The 19049-nt window shown below is 40.6% G+C and carries 15 protein-coding genes and 2 pseudogenes; 10 read left to right on the forward strand and 7 right to left on the reverse strand.

Annotated elements, in window-relative coordinates:
• Positions 1-254 precede the first annotated feature (254 nt).
• Positions 255-2678, forward strand: coding sequence for a glucose/quinate/shikimate family membrane-bound PQQ-dependent dehydrogenase (locus tag MF4640_RS12855; RefSeq protein WP_078389842.1), 2424 nt, complete (start codon positions 255-257; stop codon positions 2676-2678).
• Positions 2679-2772: 94 nt separating this feature from the next.
• Positions 2773-4893, forward strand: coding sequence for a TonB-dependent receptor (locus tag MF4640_RS12860; protein WP_078389843.1), 2121 nt, complete (start codon positions 2773-2775; stop codon positions 4891-4893).
• Between the two features lie 98 nt (positions 4894-4991).
• Here the strand turns inward: MF4640_RS12860 and MF4640_RS12865 are convergent, their stop codons facing one another.
• The 4 genes from MF4640_RS12865 to MF4640_RS12880 all read right to left on the reverse strand — a co-directional run bounded on the left by MF4640_RS12865 (position 4992) and on the right by MF4640_RS12880 (position 8104).
• Entirely contained in the window at positions 4992-5378 is a 387-nt protein-coding gene (locus MF4640_RS12865) for a carboxymuconolactone decarboxylase family protein (RefSeq protein WP_010326152.1), read from the reverse strand.
• 254 nt (positions 5379-5632) lie between these two features.
• The gene (locus MF4640_RS12870; protein ID WP_078389844.1) at positions 5633-6280 is read right to left on the reverse strand and encodes a CoA transferase subunit B; all 648 of its coding nucleotides are present in this window, start codon (positions 6278-6280) and stop codon (positions 5633-5635) included.
• 2 nt (positions 6281-6282) lie between these two features.
• Positions 6283-6987 carry a CoA transferase subunit A gene (locus tag MF4640_RS12875; RefSeq protein WP_078389845.1) on the reverse strand — a complete coding sequence of 235 codons (705 nt, stop codon included), beginning with the start codon at positions 6985-6987 and terminating at the stop codon, positions 6283-6285.
• A gap of 235 nt (positions 6988-7222) precedes the next feature.
• Positions 7223-8104 (reverse strand): LysR family transcriptional regulator, encoded by an 882-nt coding sequence (locus MF4640_RS12880; protein WP_010326155.1) that lies wholly within the window; start codon positions 8102-8104, stop codon positions 7223-7225.
• 575 nt (positions 8105-8679) lie between these two features.
• Between MF4640_RS12880 and MF4640_RS12885 the strand changes: the two are divergent.
• Positions 8680-10103 (forward strand): annotated as a pseudogene (locus MF4640_RS12885) (GntP family permease).
• A 37-nt stretch (positions 10104-10140) separates the two neighbouring features.
• Positions 10141-10926 carry a 3-hydroxybutyrate dehydrogenase gene (locus MF4640_RS12890; RefSeq protein ID WP_078389846.1) on the forward strand — a complete coding sequence of 262 codons (786 nt, stop codon included), beginning with the start codon at positions 10141-10143 and terminating at the stop codon, positions 10924-10926.
• A 457-nt stretch (positions 10927-11383) separates the two neighbouring features.
• Here MF4640_RS12890 and MF4640_RS12895 read toward each other — a convergent pair whose 3' ends face one another.
• Positions 11384-11578, reverse strand: coding sequence for a hypothetical protein (locus MF4640_RS12895; protein ID WP_004694700.1), 195 nt, complete (start codon positions 11576-11578; stop codon positions 11384-11386).
• A 445-nt stretch (positions 11579-12023) separates the two neighbouring features.
• On the opposite strand from MF4640_RS12895, the gene sbmA reads away from it, so the two are divergent.
• The 5 genes from sbmA (at position 12024) to MF4640_RS12915 (ending at position 15960) form a co-directional block, all read left to right on the forward strand.
• A complete protein-coding gene (gene sbmA, locus MF4640_RS12900; protein ID WP_078389847.1) occupies positions 12024-13217 on the forward strand; it encodes a peptide antibiotic transporter SbmA in 1194 nt (397 codons plus the stop codon).
• Positions 13218-13457: 240 nt separating this feature from the next.
• Entirely contained in the window at positions 13458-14408 is a 951-nt protein-coding gene (locus MF4640_RS12905; RefSeq protein WP_078389862.1) for a hypothetical protein, read from the forward strand.
• A 59-nt stretch (positions 14409-14467) separates the two neighbouring features.
• Positions 14468-14608, forward strand: a complete 141-nt coding sequence (locus MF4640_RS19725) for a hypothetical protein (RefSeq protein ID WP_227518660.1) — start codon at positions 14468-14470, stop codon at positions 14606-14608.
• A 42-nt stretch (positions 14609-14650) separates the two neighbouring features.
• Positions 14651-15331: a hypothetical protein gene (locus MF4640_RS12910; RefSeq protein WP_227518661.1), complete on the forward strand. Its 681-nt coding sequence runs from the start codon at positions 14651-14653 to the stop codon at positions 15329-15331.
• 110 nt (positions 15332-15441) lie between these two features.
• Positions 15442-15960, forward strand: a complete 519-nt coding sequence (locus MF4640_RS12915; RefSeq protein WP_005399999.1) for a hypothetical protein — start codon at positions 15442-15444, stop codon at positions 15958-15960.
• A gap of 171 nt (positions 15961-16131) precedes the next feature.
• Here MF4640_RS12915 and MF4640_RS12920 read toward each other — a convergent pair whose 3' ends face one another.
• Entirely contained in the window at positions 16132-16710 is a 579-nt protein-coding gene (locus MF4640_RS12920) for a DJ-1/PfpI family protein (RefSeq protein ID WP_078389848.1), read from the reverse strand.
• Between the two features lie 224 nt (positions 16711-16934).
• Positions 16935-17407: pseudogene (locus MF4640_RS12925) on the reverse strand (hypothetical protein).
• Positions 17408-17722: 315 nt separating this feature from the next.
• On the opposite strand from MF4640_RS12925, the gene MF4640_RS12930 reads away from it, so the two are divergent.
• Complete coding sequence (locus MF4640_RS12930; protein WP_078389849.1) at positions 17723-19015, forward strand: hypothetical protein; 1293 nt, start codon at positions 17723-17725, stop codon at positions 19013-19015.
• Positions 19016-19049: the final 34 nt, after the last annotated feature.

Genomic DNA, 19049 nt, shown 5'->3' on the forward strand with positions numbered 1-19049 from the left:
TCTTGACTATTTTGTATTGCTCGACGCACTGCCTGTGTCGTTGTGGCGCTGCTGTGTAGAACTTGTCCCATAGTGCTTCCTTCCATTTATCTGAGAATATTGCACCATTAAAATCTGGGACTAAACAACTAAACACTCTTTTTTCATTGTTGAAGCAAGTTAATTGTGGATGCTCAAAGTTTGGATGTGGTGTGAATGATGCTCAAAACAAAGTAGGCGAGATCATTTAAAACACAACATTTGGAGTAAAAAGTATGTCCGAAGCACAATCTCAACCCGTATTTAAAATATGGTGCTTTATATTAGGCTTAGCTTTATTGCTGACTGGCTTATTTTATTTAATCGGTGGTGGAAAACTGATTAGTCTAGGTGGTTCATGGTACTTCCTCATAGCAGGTTTATTGACCACTATTTCCGCAATATTTATTTTTAGAAAAAAAGCATTGGGTGTCTGGATTTTTGCACTGGTTTTTCTTGGAACCGTGGTTTGGGCACTGTTTGATGCAGGTTGGGATTTTTGGGCACTCCATTCACGGTTAATGTTTCCGGCGGGTTTATTTGCCGCATTGTGTTTTACCTTACCTGCTATTCGTAAGTACCAATTTCAAATTGCGCCTTCAGCACCCGCTTATGCCTTAGGTGGTTTAACGGTGTTAGGTATGCTCGGTGGTTTGTATGGCATGTTTATTCCACATCCAACGGTAAAAGCCAGTGGTGAAGAGCTCCCTCTAGTGCCTGTAACGGCTCAAACCCAACAAGTGAATTGGTCGCACTATGGTAATGATACTGGTGGAAGTCGTTTTGCTGCGTTGGATCAAATTAACCGTAATAATGTATCTAAGTTAAAGGAAGCATGGCGCTTTCAAACAGGCGATATGACCACAGGTACGGGTAATGGCGCAGAAGACCAGCTCACGCCTTTACAGGTGGGCGATAAAGTCTTTTTATGTACGCCGCATAACAACATCATTGCTTTAGATGCGGACACAGGTAAACAAATCTGGAAGGCCGAAGTGAACTCTAAAGCCGATGCTTGGGAGCGTTGCCGTGGTGTGGGTTATTTTGACTCGACCGAAGCCTTGGTACAACCGACTTTAGCTGGTGCAAGTGCGGTGACAGCGGTGGCAAACAATACTATATGTCCACGTCGTGTTTATACCAATACACCTGATGGTCGTTTAATTGCAGTCAATGCCGATACAGGCGAACGCTGTAAAGACTTTGGTGTCGATGGAACGGTGAACTTACTGGAAGGTCTAGGTGCGGGCACGCAAGCGCCTCGTTTTGAAGTAACCTCGGCGCCAACCATTGCGGGAACCAGCATCATCGTTGGAAGTCGTATTGCTGATAACTTTGCAGCCGATATGCCGGGTGGTGTGATTCGTGCTTATGATGTGATTACTGGACAGCTACGCTGGGCTTTTGATCCACGTAACCCAAATCCAAGCTATGTCCTCAAACCAGGTGAAATCTATAAACGTAGCTCGGCAAACTCTTGGGCGGCAATGTCCTACGACCCGCAAATGAACACGGTGTTTTTACCGATGGGGAGTTCGTCAGTCGATGTCTGGGGCGGAAATCGTCAACCTGTAGACCATAAGTACAATTCTTCTGTTTTGGCTTTGGATGCAACCACAGGTCAAGAAAAGTGGGTTTATCAAACCGTTCACAATGACCTCTGGGACTTCGATTTACCCATGCAGCCAAGCTTGGTCGATTTTCCAATGCAAAATGGGCAAACCAAACCTGCTGTTGTCATTGGCACCAAGTCAGGTCAGTTCTTTGTACTCGACCGTGTGACAGGCAAGCCTTTAACCAAAGTCATTGAGCAACCTGTAAAAGCTGCAGATATTCCTGATGAGCAATACAGTGCAACTCAGCCACGTTCAGTTGAAATGCCACAGATTGGCAATCAAACTTTGACTGAATCGGACATGTGGGGCGCAACGCCATTTGACCAGTTGATGTGTCGTATTAACTTTAAATCGATGCGTTATGACGGTCTCTTTACAGCACCGGGTTCTGATATATCTTTAAGTTTTCCGGGTTCGCTGGGTGGGATGAACTGGGGCAGTATCGCATTTGACCCAACGCATCGTTATATTTTTGTCAACGACATGCGCCTAGGTCTGTGGATTCAGCTGATTAAACAAACGCCTGAAGACTTAAAACTTGAAGCCAGTGGCGGAGAGAAGGTCAACACAGGTATGGGCGCAGTGCCAATGAAAGGTACACCGTATAAAGTGAATAAAAACCGCTTTATGTCGGTATTGGGCATTCCATGTCAAAAACCACCTTTCGGAACCATGACGGCGATTGATATGAAAACCCGTCAAGTGGCCTGGCAGGTGCCTTTAGGTACGGTTGAAGATACGGGTCCAATGGGTATTAAAATGGGCTTAAAAGCGCCGATTGGTATGCCAACCATTGGTGGCCCAATGGCGACTCAAGGTGGTTTAGTGTTCTTTGCTGCAACACAAGACTTCTACTTACGTGCTTTCAATTCATCTAATGGTGAAGAGTTATGGAAAGCGCGTTTACCTGTAGGTAGCCAAGGTACACCGATGAGCTACATTTCTCCAAAAACAGGCAAGCAATATGTGGTCATTTCCGCAGGTGGGGCACGCCAGTCGCCTGATCATGGTGATTATGTGGTTGCGTATAGCTTAGCCGATTAAAACGTTTTATTGTATGGGAAGCCTGTCGAGATGATAGGCTTCCCATTTTTATGGTAATAACAAGCAAGGAAATATTGTGCGATTAACTTATTTGATGCCTGCGCCTTTTAAACAAGCCTTATTGACTGCGGTTATTTTACAATCTATGCATGCTTATGCAGAAGCGACAGAATATCAACTTCCTGTCATCACCGTCCAAGCGGTACATACCGATAGCGAGTTGTTATCGACTTCTGCATCCATTCAAAAAGTCCAAGCGGCTACAGTACAAAACAATGCCAATGTGAACCTATCCGAAGTATTACAAGGGGTTGCAGGCTTACAAATTAATAACCGCGAAAACTATGCGCAAGACTTACAGATTTCGATGCGTGGCTTTGGCGCTCGTTCGACTTTTGGCGTGCGTGGCATTCGGATGTATGTCGATGGTATTCCTGCGACCATGCCTGATGGTCAAGGGCAAAGTTCCAATATTGACCTCAATAGTTTGGATCACATTGAAGTGATGACAGGGCCATTTTCATCTTTATATGGTAACTCATCAGGTGGAACCATCTTGGCTGAGAGCAAAGAAGGACAAGGGAAAGACTCAATTCAAGTGGGGCTAAATGCAGGCAGCCATCATAAGCAACAAGCCAATATCCAATTACAAGGGGGTTCTGAACAGGCCAATCAACCTGCTTATGTGATTAGTTCCTCTTATTTTGATACCGATGGTTTTCGAGATCATAGTGCTGCACAAAAAGTATTAAATAATGCCAAACTAACATGGAACTTAGACGATGGCAGTAAAATCAACTGGGTGATAAACCGTGTCGATATTGATGCTGACGACCCACAAGGTCTAAAGCGTGAGCAGTGGAAAGCTAATCCAAAACAAGTCAATGACAGCAAAAATACCTATAATGTGCGTAAAGAAATTGAGCAAACCCAAACAGGGCTGACGTGGACTAAGCCGCTGAATGATCAGCAAGAGTTGTATAGCATGTTCTATTTGGGCAATCGACAAGTTGTACAATATCAATCAATACCTAAAAATACGCAAGAAGCTAATGATCGACATGCAGGTGGCGTGATTGATTTTGATCGGGATTATTACGGTTCAGACTTCCGTTGGACAGGAAAAGATGTTTTACCTAATACAACCTTGGTTGCAGGCGTGGCTTTAGATCGAATGGTTGAAGACCGTAAAGGTTATAATAATTATAACGAGCAAAATATATTTGGGATAAAAGGTGCGGTACGCCGTGATGAAAAGAATACCCTGTGGAATTTAGATCCATATGTGCAGGCCTCATGGCAGTTCTTACCTACGTGGCATCTTGATACAGGCTTACGCTATAGCAATGTACATTATGAGTCAGATGATCATTACATTGTAGCTGGCAATGGTGATGACAGTGGTTCAACGGATTATCAAAAATTATTGCCGTCCGTGGCGTTAGGCTGGGAAATTTTACCTGAACTTTATGCCTATGCCAGTTATGGCAAAGGCTTTGAAACCCCAACCTTTACCGAAATGGCTTATAACACTGATCCTTCGAAATCAGGCATGAATTTCACTTTAAAACCTGCTAGTAGTGATAATTACGAGCTAGGTTTAAAGTCGCAGAATCCATTTGGGTTCTTCACTTTTGCTGTTTTCCAGACAGATACAGAAAACGATATAGTGACAGCGGGAACACGTGATGGTCGTGCGACTTTTCGTAATGCAGATCAAACCACGCGACAAGGGTTAGAGCTTTCATGGCAACAAACGATTTGGAAAGAACTCAACATACAATCGAGCTTTAGTTATATTGATGCTGAATTTGATAGTTATACAGCAGAACTAAAGGATTCAAAAAAACTTTATGCAAAAGCTATTGATAAAGGAAATAAGATTCCCGGAATTGCCAAAAACCAAGTGTTTACCCGTATTGCATGGCAACCTGAACAGGGCTTCCAAGCAGGCTTAGAAGCACGTTATATGGATAAAATTTATGTCGATGATATCAACTCAGATACTGCGCCAAGTTATACCGTCGTGGCTGCAAATGTCGGCTATTTATGGATAAACCGTGACTGGAAAGTCAACAGCTATGCTCGAGTCGATAACCTGTTTGACCGTAACTATGTTGGCTCAGTAATTGTGAATGACGGTAATAGTCGCTTCTTTGAACCTGCCGATGGTCGAAACTTGAGCGTTGGCATGAGTGTAACCAAAGCCTTTTAATGGAAATGGTTTGGCTAGGCAAAAAATGCTGCATAGCCAAACCAGATGAATCGCGCCATACGACTGCAAAAACGCTTTTGTATGGACACTTAATCTATTTATGGATTGTTTTGATATTCCTGAATCACTTCCAGTGCAGCCCGAAATGCCTCTTGAGTCGCAGGTGCGCCGCAATAAGGCAAACTGTGTAAAAGGACTTCTTGGATTTCTTCAACCGTTGCACCGTTATTTAGCGCACCTCGAACGTGACCTTTCAGCTCCGTTGGACTCTTTTGCGCTGTCAAAAATGCAATGGTAATTAACGAGCGATATTTACGTGGTAAAACACCTTCACGTTGCCATGTTGAGCCCCAAGCATGTTCATTAATCCAGTCCTGCAAAGGCTGGGTGAAAGGTACAGTATTGTCCTGAGCACGTTTAACAAAAGATTCGCCCATGACTTCTGTGCGAACTTTTAAACCATTTTCATAATCTTGTTGTGACATGGAAACCTCTGAATGTGGAATGCAAATATAGTAGCCGAGCGGTTTGGTTTTTCATCAGGTATTTGGGTTAAAAAGATGTGCGCTATAGTCATCCTTCAATATATTTAGAAGTATAGAGATACTCTTGGCCAAGATGATGATGGTTTTTATGTCTGATTTAAAGGCTATAAAGAAGCCTTTTCTAACTAAAAATCTTTGTTATTGAGTCTAATAACAAAGCAGCCGAAGCTGCTTTGAATGATGCTGTTTTGTACTTAAGCGGCTTTAAAGTCATTGATGATAAGTTCTAATCCAGTCGCTTTCTTGATTTGTTCTAGGCTCACATCGCTTGCCAGTTCAACCAGTTTCATACCTTCAGCAGTGATATCCATCACACCTAAGTCAGTAATGATACGGCTGACGACAGCTTTACCTGTGAGCGGTAGGGTACACTGAGGCACGATTTTAGGCGTGCCGTCTTTGGCGCAGTGCTCCATCAGAACCACGACTTTTTGTACACCAGAAACTAAGTCCATAGCACCACCCATGCCTTTGACTTTTTTCCCTGGAATCATCCAGTTCGCTAAGTCACCCGTTTCAGAAACTTCCATTGCACCTAAAATAGCAATATTGACATGACCACCACGAATCATGGCAAAGGATTCTGAGCTTGAGAAAAATGCAGCCCCTTTACGTGCGGTGACAGTTTGTTTTCCTGCATTAATCAAGTCTGCATCAACTGCATCACGGGTTGGAAACTCATCAATACCGAGTAAGCCATTTTCTGACTGCAACCAAACATTGATCCCTTCTGGTAGATAATTGGCCACTAAAGTCGGTAAGCCAATACCTAAGTTGACATAAAAAACATCTTCGAGTTCAAGGGCAGCACGCTGCGCCATTTCATTACGTGTCCAAGCCATGACTAAGCTTCCTCTGCTTTAATGGTCAGTTGTTCAATCTGCTTTTTGGGGGTGGCGTTCAGTACCACACGGTTGATGTAGATACCCGGTAAATGGATGTCATCTGGATCAATTTCACCAATTTCAACCACTTGTTCAACTTCGGCAATGGTGAATTTGCCTGCCATGGCACAGTCAGGGTTAAAGTTACGTGCTGTTTTACGGAATACCAAGTTGCCCGCTTTATCAGCCTTGTAGGCTTTCACTAAAGCAATGTCCGCAGTAAGGGACATTTCTAAAATATGCGGACGACCATCAAAGTCGCGGACTTCTTTACCTTCGGCAATGAGGGTGCCTACACCTGTTTGGGTGAAAAATGCAGGAATACCTGCGCCGCCTGAACGTAGTTTTTCTGCGAGCGTACCTTGCGGAGTAAGCTCAACTTCAAGTTCACCATTGAGATACTGACGCTCAAACTCTTTATTTTCACCGACATAAGAGGCAATCATTTTTTTAATTTGTTTGGTTTCTAATAGTTTGCCTAAACCAAAGCCATCTACACCTGCATTATTTGAAATACAGGTTAAACCTGTGACACCTGTATCTTTTAAGGCATCAATTAATGCTTCTGGAATACCACAGAGGCCAAAACCACCCACGGCAACCGTTTGATTATTGGCAACCACATCAGCTAATCCTTCGGCTGCATTTGCGACGACTTTATTCATCTTTTATTTCCTGATCTTCCTTGCTTGTTATTTTTTTAGCATTGCGCTGCACTTTTTAGAAATTGAATCTTTCTAACGTATAATAAGAAAAACTCATTAATGCAGAATATTTACAAAGAAAAATAGATAAAAGAAGAGTCAAAGCATGTGCGAAAGCTATGCAAATAATCATACAGTTTATTTTGAACTATAAAGGTTTAGCTTCAGTTTCGCCTAGAGAAAGGGAGAATTTAGCTTAGAAATGATGCCAAAGTGTGGTCTCAATAAATTGAGACGACATGTTAGACAGTTCATAATCTTTTTTATAAATAATGCCCACCGCGAGTTGCGCTTGATTGTCCTCAATTTCAACCAACACATTTTTTTCAAGGTCGATGAATTTTTGGAAATGGCGTGGAATAGCACTCACGCCCATGCCATAGGCGACAAAGTGTGAAAGGGAACTGATTTGGTGACATTCAACTTTTAAATCCAACACCACTTGATGCGCAGCACAATGTTCCTCAATCACATGGCGAATAATTGAGGGGTTTTGTAAGGTCACAAAAGGACAAGAGCACAGTTCAAGCCATGTCACGCTTTTTTGTTTGGCTAAAACGTGGTGTTTGGGCAATAGAGCCAAAAAGTCTTCATTGAATAAAGGCTGAAAAATCAGTTGGTCATTGGCCTTGGGTTCAAAACAAATGCCAATTTCAAAGATGCCTTCTTGAACTTTTTCAATGATTTTTTCATTGGTGATGTCATGGATTGAAAAACTGATGTTGGGGTGTAACTGTGAAAAATCATGCATCACTGCGGGGAGTACTGCATGAGTGGCAAAGGGCATTGAGGCAATATTTAAAGTGCCACGGTTAAGTTTAAAGCGCTGTTTGACATCTTTTTCCATATCCTCCCAGTTGGCCAAGAGCTTTTTGGCATAGGGAATGAGGGACTGACCTTCAGTGGTGATTTCTACCCGACGCGTGTTGCGTTTAAACAGTTTTCCACCCAGTTCTTCTTCTAATGTTTTAATGCTTAAGCTAAGAGCGGATTGGCTCAGACACAGTTCATTGGCCGCATTGGCATAATTAAGCGTACGTGCAAGGACCAAAAAGGCTTTTAATTGTTTGAGTGTCATGAGCTTCCCTGAGCAATGATGCAACACGATGTTGAATGAAAATGGACGTGTTTTTCTCAAATGGTTTACATGAAAAATACAACAGACGGTCAAAACAGATCAAGTGATGGAAGTGGGTGTCATTTTTATCAAGTCGTCAAAGCAGTATAAGTCGAACAGCATGATAGTCTGTAAAAATATGTTTTAACTGAATGAAAAATATAAAAATTGGTCATTTCGTGCGATTTTGAAATTTTACCTTTAACTTGATGCAATTAGTTTTATCAGTCTCGCTAGGGCTTGGATATTAATCAATTTTTCTTCTTACTCAATGATTATTTTCAAACAATGCATAGGTTTATATGCATTATAGTCTGACCCATAAGCTGAAATATTAATGCTCTGATGGATAAATATAGTACATAGATCAGAGTGCAAATAGACATTTCGTCATGAGGGAAATAGACGGTCTATGAATGCGTATTCGGTCTTTCTACACAGGCTGATTGCACTGTGACTCAACTAGATTTGACATCATTCGCCATTAATATCACAGCACATCAAGACATATTTTCTTTAAGGATGGAGTAAAAAATATGTGGGATTTGGGTGTAATTTTATTGTCTCTTGGGCTACTGATGTATACAGCCTACAGAGGTTTTTCTGTCATTCTTATGGCACCAATTTGTGCCTTGTTAGCGGTTTTACTGATTAACCCAGCTAACGTTTTGCCTTTTTATTCAGGCGTATTTATGCCCAAAATGGTTGGGTTTATTAAAGATTATTTCTTGGTGTTTTTACTCGGTGCCATTTTCGGTAAAGTGGTTGAAATGTCAGGGATTGCCGAATCCATTGCCAAAACCATTGTGAATTTGATTGGTTCTAAAAATGCAATGTTAACCGTTGTGCTTTTAGGGGCGATTTTAACCTATAGCGGCGTCAGTCTCTTTGTGGTGGTATTTGCTGTTTATCCATTTGCGAATCAACTCTTTAGACAAGCCAACATCCCAAAGCGTTTGATTCCAGGAACCATTGCCCTTGGTGCATTTACGTTTACCATGGATGCCTTGCCGGGAACCCCGCAAATTCAAAACGTTATTCCGACGACCTTTTTTGGTACAGACATTTATGCAGCGCCTTTTCTTGGTTTGATTGGTGGTGTATTTGTTCTAGCAACGGGCCTGAGCTATTTGGAATGGCGTCGCCGTGTAGCTGCTCGAAATGGCGATGGTTATGCCACAGGTATTGAGCTGACAGAAGCCGAGCAACAACAACTGAAGCAAAACTTAGATACAACATCAAATGGTTCTACCGCACGTCAATGGTTGGCTTTTGTACCCCTCATTTTAGTTGCCGTGACCAATAAGTATTTATCAACTGCGATTAAAGAATGGTATCCAACGGTTTTGATTTCAATGCCATCGGATTTGCAGCTTACACCGTCGATGTTGCCAAAACCTCTGCCATTTGGGCAGTGGGTTTAGCCTTAATTGTGGGTATTATCGCGGCAATTTCATTTGACTTCCGCCGTGTCTATACGGGCTTCAAAGATGGCGTCAATGCCAGTATTGGCGGGTCTTTACTTGCAGTGATGAATACCGCATCTGAATACGGTTTTGGTGCGATCATTGCGGCCTTACCGGGCTTTGCGATCATTAGTCATGCATTGGGCAATACCTTTACCAATCCACTGGTCAATGGTGCAGTCACCACGACAGTCTTGGCGGGTGTGACAGGTTCAGCCTCTGGTGGTATGAGTATCGCCCTCAGTGCGATGGCCGATCAATACAATGCTGCGATTCTAGCCATGGGAATTCCACCTGAAGTGATGCATCGTATTGTTGCGATGGCATCTGGCGGTATGGATACCTTACCGCATAACGGCGCCGTGATTACCTTGCTTGCTGTGACAGGTTTAACCCATAAACAATCGTATAAAGACATTTTTGCCATCACGATTATTAAAACCATCGCGGTATTTGTTGCCATTGCTGCCTTTACTTGGTTTGGTATTGTTTAAGACTTTGGAATGAAAAAAGAAGACAACGGAGTACATCATGAGTCAACTGTTAAAAGATAAAGTGGCATTTATTACTGGTTCAGCCAGTGGTATTGGACATGAAATTGCAAAGAAATTTGCCAGTGAAGGTGCAAAAGTTGTCATTTCTGATATGAATGCAGAGAAGTGTGCTGAAACGGTGGCGGCACTTCAAAAGCAAGGCTTTGAAGCATTGTCTGCGCCTTGCGATGTGACCGATGAAGAGGAATATAAAACAGCGATTGAACTGACTCAGAAAACCTATGGGCGGTTGGACATCCTCATCAATAATGCGGGTTTTCAGCATGTTGCAGTGATTGAAGACTTTCCAATTGCAGTCTATCAAAAGCTGATTAATGTCATGTTGGTGGGGTCGTTCATTGGCATTAAGTACGCATTTCCAATCATGAAAGCGCAGCAGTTTGGTCGTGTGATTAATATGGCTTCGATTAATGGATTAATTGGATTTGCTGGCAAGGCTGGTTACAACAGTGCTAAGCATGGTGTGATTGGTTTGACCAAGGTTGCGGCTTTAGAGTGTGCACGCGATGGCATCACCGTGAATGCTCTGTGTCCGGGTTATGTCGATACGCCGTTGGTACGCGGTCAAATTCATGACTTGGCTAAAACCCGAAATGTCAGTGAGCAAAGTGCATTAGAAGATGTGATTTTGGCGATGGTGCCGCAAAAACGCTTACTCAGTGTAGAAGAAATTGCGGATTATGCAATCTTCCTTGCCAGTGATAAGGCGGGTGGTGTAACGGGTCAAGCCGTGGTGATGGATGGTGGTTATACCGCGCAATAACTTAGCTCAGCATAGATTTAAAAATTGAGAAGCCTTGGATGTTCGCATCTGAGGCTTTTTTTATAGCGAGAGGTTTTGCAGAAAGACCTAGGTTTAAATAAGTAGTGAGCTTGGTGAATCAGTCGGTACATATAGAGTTACAGGTTAAAGCATTGCAAATCCTTTCTCTTTTTCTGATTTATAGTTCAATGTTTTAAATACCAAGGATGAAAGATTTAATGTAGATCAATTAAATCAATAGATTAACGGTAAAATAGGTGCATAACGATGATACAAATGAGCCTCAGAAATCACAAAATCAATAGGTACAGAAAACTCTCAGCACGTTTTTCATTTGCTGATTCGATATAAAAAACTAAATTTTAATAAAAATAATCAGTTTTAAATCAATAAAAAAAGATGGTTTTTATTTTTATCTTATTGAGTGGATTATTCTTTTATTAAAGAGCGTTGCAACTTACAGCTTCTGCCATACTTGATTTTCATCATCAAAAGACACCGTAAAATTAAAACGAGAATCTGCCGTTACCAAGTAACCTGTAGGTGTTTTCATGAGAACTTTGAGCACAGTGCCTTCTTCAAAGTTAATGGGTGGAAAGTCTTCTTTTGTCAGTGTGAGTGGTTTGATCAGTTCAAGTACTAAGGTTTCCATGTCATAGATCCAATATTTTTTAATGAAAAGATAGTAGCATGAAGTCATTTTAAAATGTGCAAACTTCATTCTTTTATACATAAAATCAACAAGTAATCGTATGGTTGTCAGAGAAATACCATCATTGCACTCGCTTTAAATCCTAAGCAATTTTTCAGTTTGAAACCCAAAAGTTATAAGCAATAAAATATTACTTTAAATCTGGGGCCAAGTTCGTATTTTCATAAGTTATTGAAATAATTTGTTTTGATTGTGATGTGACTGATCAAGTCGGAAAATAATGTCCTGAGCTCTTGTGAAGGGGCATACAAATCAAATAACGTATAACCCAATAAGGATAAGTAAAGTGTACAAACTTGCTGTAATGCGATTGTACTAAATTAAGAAATAAGGATTAGTATGCACGGATTGCATACCTGAAACATAAAAGGGATATATATCGTTCATGTTTAAGTCATTTTTCCCAAACCCTAGATGGTTCTTCATTTCAGTATTACTTTGGTCGGTGATCAATGTCGTACTGTGGTACACAGGGGGAAATACATGGGGAAGCGCCATAGGTTGGCCGCAAGGTTATGCAACGGCTGAATTAGCTATTGGGGTAAGCCGTTTTTGGTCTCCATCTTTTCTGTGGTTCTATCTCTGGTTTTTTATAGCGACAACACTCTTTGCCTTATTTTGGCGTTTTTTTTCTGACAATAAATGGCAGCGTTGGTCGATTTGGGGGTCCGCATTTATTCTGTTTAACATCTGGTTTGGTGTACAAGTGAGTGTTGCGATCAATGCTTGGTATGGTCCTTTTTGGGACATGATTCAAGGCATGCTTGGCAAAGGAGGCAACATTAAAGACCTATATATGGGAACTTTGACCTTCTTGTATATTGCGATGGTTGCAGTCACTTTTGCAGTGATCAATGCCTTTTTCACCAGCCACTATGTGTTTCGGTGGCGTACAGCCATGAATGAATATTACACCGAGCATTGGGAAAAATTACGTCATATTGAGGGGGCAGCCCAACGTGTGCAGGAAGATACCATGCGTTTTGCCACTATCATGGAAGATTTAGGTGTCGAGTTGATTAATTCGGTTATGCTTTTAGTCGCATTTTTACCGATCTTATTCGAATTGTCGAAACATGTGCCTGAGTTACCTGTCGTGGGAGAAATAAAGCACTCCTTGGTTTGGGCTGCTATCATTTGGGCTGTTTTTGGTACGGTCTTGTTAATGGTGGTGGGAAGTAAATTACCAGGTTTAGAGTTTAATAATCAGAAGGTTGAAGCAGCTTACCGTAAAGAGTTGGTGTATGGCGAAGACCATGCAGACCGTGCTCAACCTGCTACGTTGACTGAACTATTTAGTCGAGTGCGTAAAAACTATTTCCGACTGTATTTTCACTATGCTTATTTCAATTTAGTGGCGACATGGTATCGACAACTGGATATTTTATATAATTTGGTGGTGTTATTCCCTGCGATTGCTTCGGGGAAAATGACCCTCGGTTTAATCAACCAAATTGGTAATGTTTTTGGAAAAGTCCGCGAATCATTCCAGTATTTAATTATGTCGTGGAAAACCATTATCGAACTTTTGTCGATTTATAAGCGTTTGAAGGCTTTCGAGTCAGTTTTAGATAAATAAATGATGATTTTAAACCTGCCTTTTACGGCAGGTTTTTTATGTGCTCAAGCATCGTTTTGTCTGTAACTTCTGTTGTGTGGTTCAAACTAAATTTATGAAATGTTGTTGAGGTTATCATAAAACAAAGCAGAATGATGTGTACGTCAAACTAAAATAAATAATAAAAACAGTTATTTAGGTTTGTTATTTTAGGCGCTTTCCGCTAATGTTTTTATGCGGGTGTTTAAGAGTAAAGTCGTAGTGAATTATAAAATTTTATGTGTATTTGGGGTTTTGGGGAGTGTGTTGCAGGGCTGTACCAGTCTGGGAAATATAGCACAAGCACCTTTGACAAATATTGCATCACCACAAGAACTAATCGTAGAACGAAAAATTAATGATACCGATAAAAACAGCAAAGAATACGTGTATCACACGGTAGGCGTAAAAAATGAAAAAGATATCGAGGCACTATATCCACGGAGCATGTTTAGTCAGTATTGCCAAGCACATGGTGGGCGTTTTAGTCAGACACAAAAAAGTAGTTTTAGCTTAGTGAAAGATCCGTGGGCGAAAAAATTACTTCGTACCTATAACAGTTTAAAACAGGGCACGGGTACTTTTCGTTGCCAACTCAATAATAGCGAACAGTGGCTGGTGAGTATTGAGGCATTGTCTGAACGTAAACTGCCTAACTCAAATGATACTCGTGTGGTTAATTTACAAAGCAAAGTACTGACTGAGCCAGCACCACGGAGTATGGCACCTATTACACCAAGCAAAAAAGCGGTGACGAAGGCACCTGCGATCAAGGCAGAGGTGAAGAAAGAGGAAGAAAGCAAAAAAGAAGTAGAGCCTAAAAAAGAAAACAAAGTGGAAGTACCACCTAAAGTCGCCAAAGCTGTAGAAACACCGCAGCAGCAACAGGCCAAACTGTATGTGGCTGCACGCCGTGATATTAACAGTGGGCGCAACCAAGTCGCTGCCTGTAACAGTGCACAACGCGCATATAACTATGGTCGTTTGCCGGGGTCGGATGCCTCAAATGTCTATACCGAATCGGGCATATTAGTTGCACGTTGTTTAACGGGTATTCCAAGTTATAGCAGTCGTTTTTCCAACCCTAAAGGGCAGGCAAAATATGTTTTGCAGAACTTAGCCAAAAACCATAACCACACAGGTGCTAAAAATATGCTCAAACAAATGAAGTAAGATTTTCGGCTGTTTGCGACCCAACTTCATGTGAGCACCTCAACCAAAGGAATAACATCATGAGTAATGTCCAAACACCAGCCACCTATTTTACTGCGCCTTTGCTGGAGCAGACCGTGCAAGAAATAGACGTTGATATTTCAGCTCAGCCTTATTTTTACAAAAATGACGGAACGCCTGAGTATTTAGCTGATCTATAAGATGCTATTGAACTTATTTCTGCATCATCGACCAATGCCCGTATGAGTATGGGACATGTTTATGATGTACCCAAAGAAATAGCAACGATCCAAGCCCATTGGGGAGAGCAGACTCAGTTAGCATTCGGGGGAAACTCTTTTGAGTTTATGCCACTCAAAGCCACGCCAGAAACTGCTGCCGCATTTGGTATGACTTTGGTGAAAGCTAGACAGGCGATAGAGGTACAGGCTACGCAGAAAAAGTTGTCTCAAATTAAATATCAATATGGCATGTTGGCGGGTCATTTTTTCCCTTATGACCCAACTCAAATCAATCTAGCCGCGAAAACATTATATCCTTTTGTCGTCACAGACTTAGAGCATCACGACTTTCCGCATGTTTTTGCTTCGACCGATCCAAATCAATTGCCGTTGGTGATCTCAGCAGGACGATATTTTCCAAAAGACCGAAAAATTTATTTGGCTGACTTGTGGGTAGAACATGGTGACGCACTTTATATTCCTGAAATGCCGAAGCAAGTTGCTCCTGAATTTATCGATTTACACAATAACCGTAATGCTGCTTTAGCGTGTTGGAAGGGCGAAAGTGATCAATCTACGATTCATATGCATACTTTGCTTGATCCCAAAGGTTATTTTTATTGGTTTTGGAATGCATGCCCGACTATACACCCACAGCTCACTGCATTTGAAACTGCTGAGTTGGATAGGGAAATCGCTTGAATTGAGCGATTTAATTTTCTCCAACTACACGGTAATTTTACAGTTCCATAACAGGCTGATCGACGGGCTTTGTGATACAAAGAATGCAATTGTTGATTGGAGTTGAGTTTATGTCACAGCCTGTTTTAAGCGTTTTACGAGGTCGGTCTTCTGTTCTTTTTCGTCATGCTTTTTTGGCCGCAGCATTGTGTGGTTCAGTCCAAGTTGCAACGGCCAGTACTACAGTCGACCAACTGAGTAATTGTTTGGTGAAGTCAACGACAGCAACAGATAAAACCACTGTGTTGCAGTGGACGTTTGCGGCACTGGCTGCACATCCAGATCTGAAAGTGTATAGCAATGTCACCGATGCACAGCGTACACAGCTAGATAAAAACCTCGCACAGGTTTTACAACGCATTTTGGTGGAGCAATGTTCAGCGCAGACCAAAGCAGTGATTCAAGCTGAAGGCTTACAAGCGGTTGGAGACAGCTTTCAAGAACTTGGACAGATTACAGGTGAGGAAATTTTAAAGAACCCTGAAGTGAAAGGGCAGTTGCAAGGCGTACTGCGCTATGTGGATTTGAATAAATTGGTCACGACTTTTTTAACCCCAGAAATTTGGAATAAGTTAGGCGTGACGAGGTAGTTCGGTCTTTGAAGATTATGAATAGTGAGAGAGATTTATAAACTGAATCGAAAGCATTAATGTTATAAAAAAGTCATTAAAAAAGCTCCTTGAATCGAAGGAGCTTTTTTATTTTTGAATCTAAAGGCTGATAGGCCATCTCATAAAAGATTCATTTGAGGAACAACACAATTAAATCGTTACAGTCGCCCCTAAAGCTTTAATAAACTGCGCCATCCAAGCAGGGTGGGCAGGCCAAGCCGGCGCTGTGATCAAGTGCCCATCGGTTACAGCTTCCGTCACTTCAATGTCCGCATAAGTTCCACCTGCTAGTTTCACCTCGGCTGCGCACGCAGGGTAAGCTGAACAAGTACGGCCTTTGAGTACATCGGCTGCTGCAAGAATTTGAGCACCATGACAAACTGCTGCAATTGGCTTTTTCGCAGCATCAAACTCACGCACAATCTCAAGAATACGTTCATTCATGCGTAAATATTCGGGCGCACGTCCACCGGGAATGACTAAACCGGCATAGTCCGCAGTGTGTACCGCTTCAAAGTTGTAGTTGATAGCAAAGTTATGACCGCGTTTTTCACTATAGGTCTGCTCACCTTCAAAGTCATGAATGGCTGTGGCGATGCTTTCACCTTCATTTTTATCGGGACAGACTGCGTGAACGGTATAACCGAGACCCGTTAAGAACTGAAAAGGCACCATAGTTTCATAGTCCTCGGCATAGTCACCGACGAGCATTAAAATTTGTTTTGACATCTTTAAACCCTCTTTATTGTTTGTGCATATTTATGTTTAATTTTGATCTAAATTAGCACAGTTCAGATGTCATTTTTAAGTCATTCAGTGCTCTTTAGTCGTATAGCTGACGTTATTTTTTATAAAAAAGCCCCAATCAATTGAGGCGTTTTAACTGTATAGAAAAGTATGTTAAATCAATCAGTTTATAGATTCATTGATATGAAATTAACTACGCTGACATGTTAATAGTCTAATGTGCAGGCTTTGCCGTTATATTCATAACGGTTGACATCATATTTTTGACCATTCCAGCGGTAGACAGCAAAACAAAATCCAGGGCCGCCATTTTCAATATCTGGCCAGCCGTCTTTTCCTTTGGTTTTTAGAAAAGTAGGGATGCCCATGTTTTCAAAAATGAGTTTCCATGTTCCATTTTTTGCTGAGCAACGATATGGTAGCCGACACCTGTGTTGCCATAGCACATGGTGCCGTAGTCTGAAATGACTGCGTCTTTTAGGCCGTCACCATTGAGGTCTTTGTATGTGGTGATTTCACCTGTGTCGCAGCTACCTTCCCAGCCATGTTTTGTTTTTGAAAAGCCAGCTGCTTTAAAAATTTGGCTGGCTTCTTTGGGTGGAACATTGAGTTTACTTTCTGCAAAGGTGCTGGTGCTGAGGAAGGCAAGGGTAGAAAGTATAAGGATGGTAGTTTTCATTTTTGTCCTTTGTTTTTTGAAAGTGGTTAATTTTTAAAAATAGAATGTGTTTAGTGTAGTGGTTTTTGGGGAATTAAAAACTACTTAATGTAATGTAAAAATCCTCATCCTTTCCCTCTCCTTTAAAAAAGGAGAGGGAAAGCTACAAGTATCAAATTAATCACATGACACTCCCTTTCCCTAGGGGATAAGAAGCACGGCTTCGCAAGGGAGTAATTAGAAGTGAGGCATAAAAAAAGACTTTGAAAGTTAGATACGTCCTAAGTATTTAAGTTTGTTAGAATAATAGTTTGATTATAATTATTAGGGGGATGTATGGAGAAATTTACTAATTTTTTGAATGAACGTTTTGGCCTGGATGATCTAGTTGATATAGGAATTCAATTTTCAATTGAAGATGATAAAATCTATTTAAATTATAACGATTACAAAGTCCCCCTAAGTGTAAGTGAGGAAGATGAGGAATTTTTATTTGTGGATAAAGAGCTGAAGGTGGATGGATCTGCAGAATATAATAATTATTATTTCTCCTCGGAAAAAAATAAGTTAATGGAATTTAAAATTTTAAAATTAAAGCAAGCGCAACATAGAGAAAATCCATTTATTACAAAGCACAAATATAGCTTGAATGGCGATGGCTTTAAAATTGAAATTAGTCAAATGAGCCTTAGCATGGCAATCTCTCTTTTTAAGAGTAAAGAATATGTTGACTTTGTTAAAAATAGGCTTATTCAAAAGGTTGAAAATTATATTGAAAAATTAAAAGAGTATGAGAGCCGAGGTCGAAAAGTATCTTATATCTCACCTGTAAAATTTAACGATTTGTTCATTAGGAGAACACTTACTGCGAAAATTACTAGTGAAGACAAGTGGCCTAGTTCTGATAAACAGCTAGAGATAAATTTAAAAAATTTAGAAAAAGCTTTCTATATTTTAGAAAATAATGGTGAAGATTGCCTAAATTATTATTTAAAGGCTTGGGATTTTAGCAATCCTATTAGATTGTTAAAAGATGAAAATATTGAAATTTCATTTAAGATTCCATCTGTAAGTTATGATGAGACTCTCTTGAGGTTTTATAAAAATGCCATTGTTGCAGAAACTGTAAATCATTCGTTTTTAAGTTTTTACCACGTAATTGAATTTTATTTTTTGAAATGTACTGAGAAAAATTTACAGCAGCAATTAAAATTTTTTATTGATGATCCAAAATTTAATTCTACACAAAACAATTTAGAACAATTAATTACTACTATAAAAAAATATAACTATGAGAATGATGAAAATAAGATGTTGTCATGTGTTTTGCATGAATACATTCCGGCAGAAGCCCTTTTAAGCTTTGTACATTCATTAGGAATTAAGAGAGGTGAAGGGGCTGATATATTTGGAGAAAATATTGAAAAAAAAGGTTTAGAAGAAAATAATGTTATTGAGGTTATTGGTAAAACTATTAAAGCTATAAGGAATGGTATCGTTCATTCTAGCGATAAGTATAATAGAGCTGATAGGTTTATTCCATTTAGTGAAAGTGAGGATATCGTAAAAAAATATCTTCCCATTGTTAAATTTCTTGCAGAAAAAATTATTGCTACTACTTCACATTGATTAAAAAACCCGCTCTAAAGCGGGTTTTCTTTTT

The sequence above is a fragment of the Acinetobacter sp. MF4640 genome (genome assembly GCF_002018895.1).
Classification (GTDB): Bacteria; Pseudomonadota; Gammaproteobacteria; order Pseudomonadales; family Moraxellaceae; genus Acinetobacter; species Acinetobacter johnsonii.

Bases quoted from the DNA above. Each gene is read 5' to 3' on its own strand.
- MF4640_RS12895 (WP_004694700.1), bottom strand. From the start codon at position 11,578: ATGGAAACCTTAGTACTTGAACTGATCAAACCACTCACACTGACAAAA.
- MF4640_RS12875 (WP_078389845.1), bottom strand. From the start codon at position 6,987: ATGAATAAAGTCGTCGCAAATGCAGCCGAAGGATTAGCTGATGTGGTT.
- MF4640_RS12880 (WP_010326155.1), bottom strand. From the start codon at position 8,104: ATGACACTCAAACAATTAAAAGCCTTTTTGGTCCTTGCACGTACGCTT.
- MF4640_RS12910 (WP_227518661.1), top strand. From the start codon at position 14,651: ATGAGTATGGGACATGTTTATGATGTACCCAAAGAAATAGCAACGATC.
- MF4640_RS12930 (WP_078389849.1), top strand. From the start codon at position 17,723: ATGGAGAAATTTACTAATTTTTTGAATGAACGTTTTGGCCTGGATGAT.
- MF4640_RS19725 (WP_227518660.1), top strand. From the start codon at position 14,468: ATGAGTAATGTCCAAACACCAGCCACCTATTTTACTGCGCCTTTGCTG.
- sbmA (WP_078389847.1), top strand. From the start codon at position 12,024: ATGTTTAAGTCATTTTTCCCAAACCCTAGATGGTTCTTCATTTCAGTA.
- MF4640_RS12890 (WP_078389846.1), top strand. From the start codon at position 10,141: ATGAGTCAACTGTTAAAAGATAAAGTGGCATTTATTACTGGTTCAGCC.
- MF4640_RS12920 (WP_078389848.1), bottom strand. From the start codon at position 16,710: ATGTCAAAACAAATTTTAATGCTCGTCGGTGACTATGCCGAGGACTAT.
- MF4640_RS12860 (WP_078389843.1), top strand. From the start codon at position 2,773: ATGCCTGCGCCTTTTAAACAAGCCTTATTGACTGCGGTTATTTTACAA.
- MF4640_RS12870 (WP_078389844.1), bottom strand. From the start codon at position 6,280: ATGGCTTGGACACGTAATGAAATGGCGCAGCGTGCTGCCCTTGAACTC.
- MF4640_RS12915 (WP_005399999.1), top strand. From the start codon at position 15,442: ATGTCACAGCCTGTTTTAAGCGTTTTACGAGGTCGGTCTTCTGTTCTT.
- MF4640_RS12865 (WP_010326152.1), bottom strand. From the start codon at position 5,378: ATGTCACAACAAGATTATGAAAATGGTTTAAAAGTTCGCACAGAAGTC.
- MF4640_RS12855 (WP_078389842.1), top strand. From the start codon at position 255: ATGTCCGAAGCACAATCTCAACCCGTATTTAAAATATGGTGCTTTATA.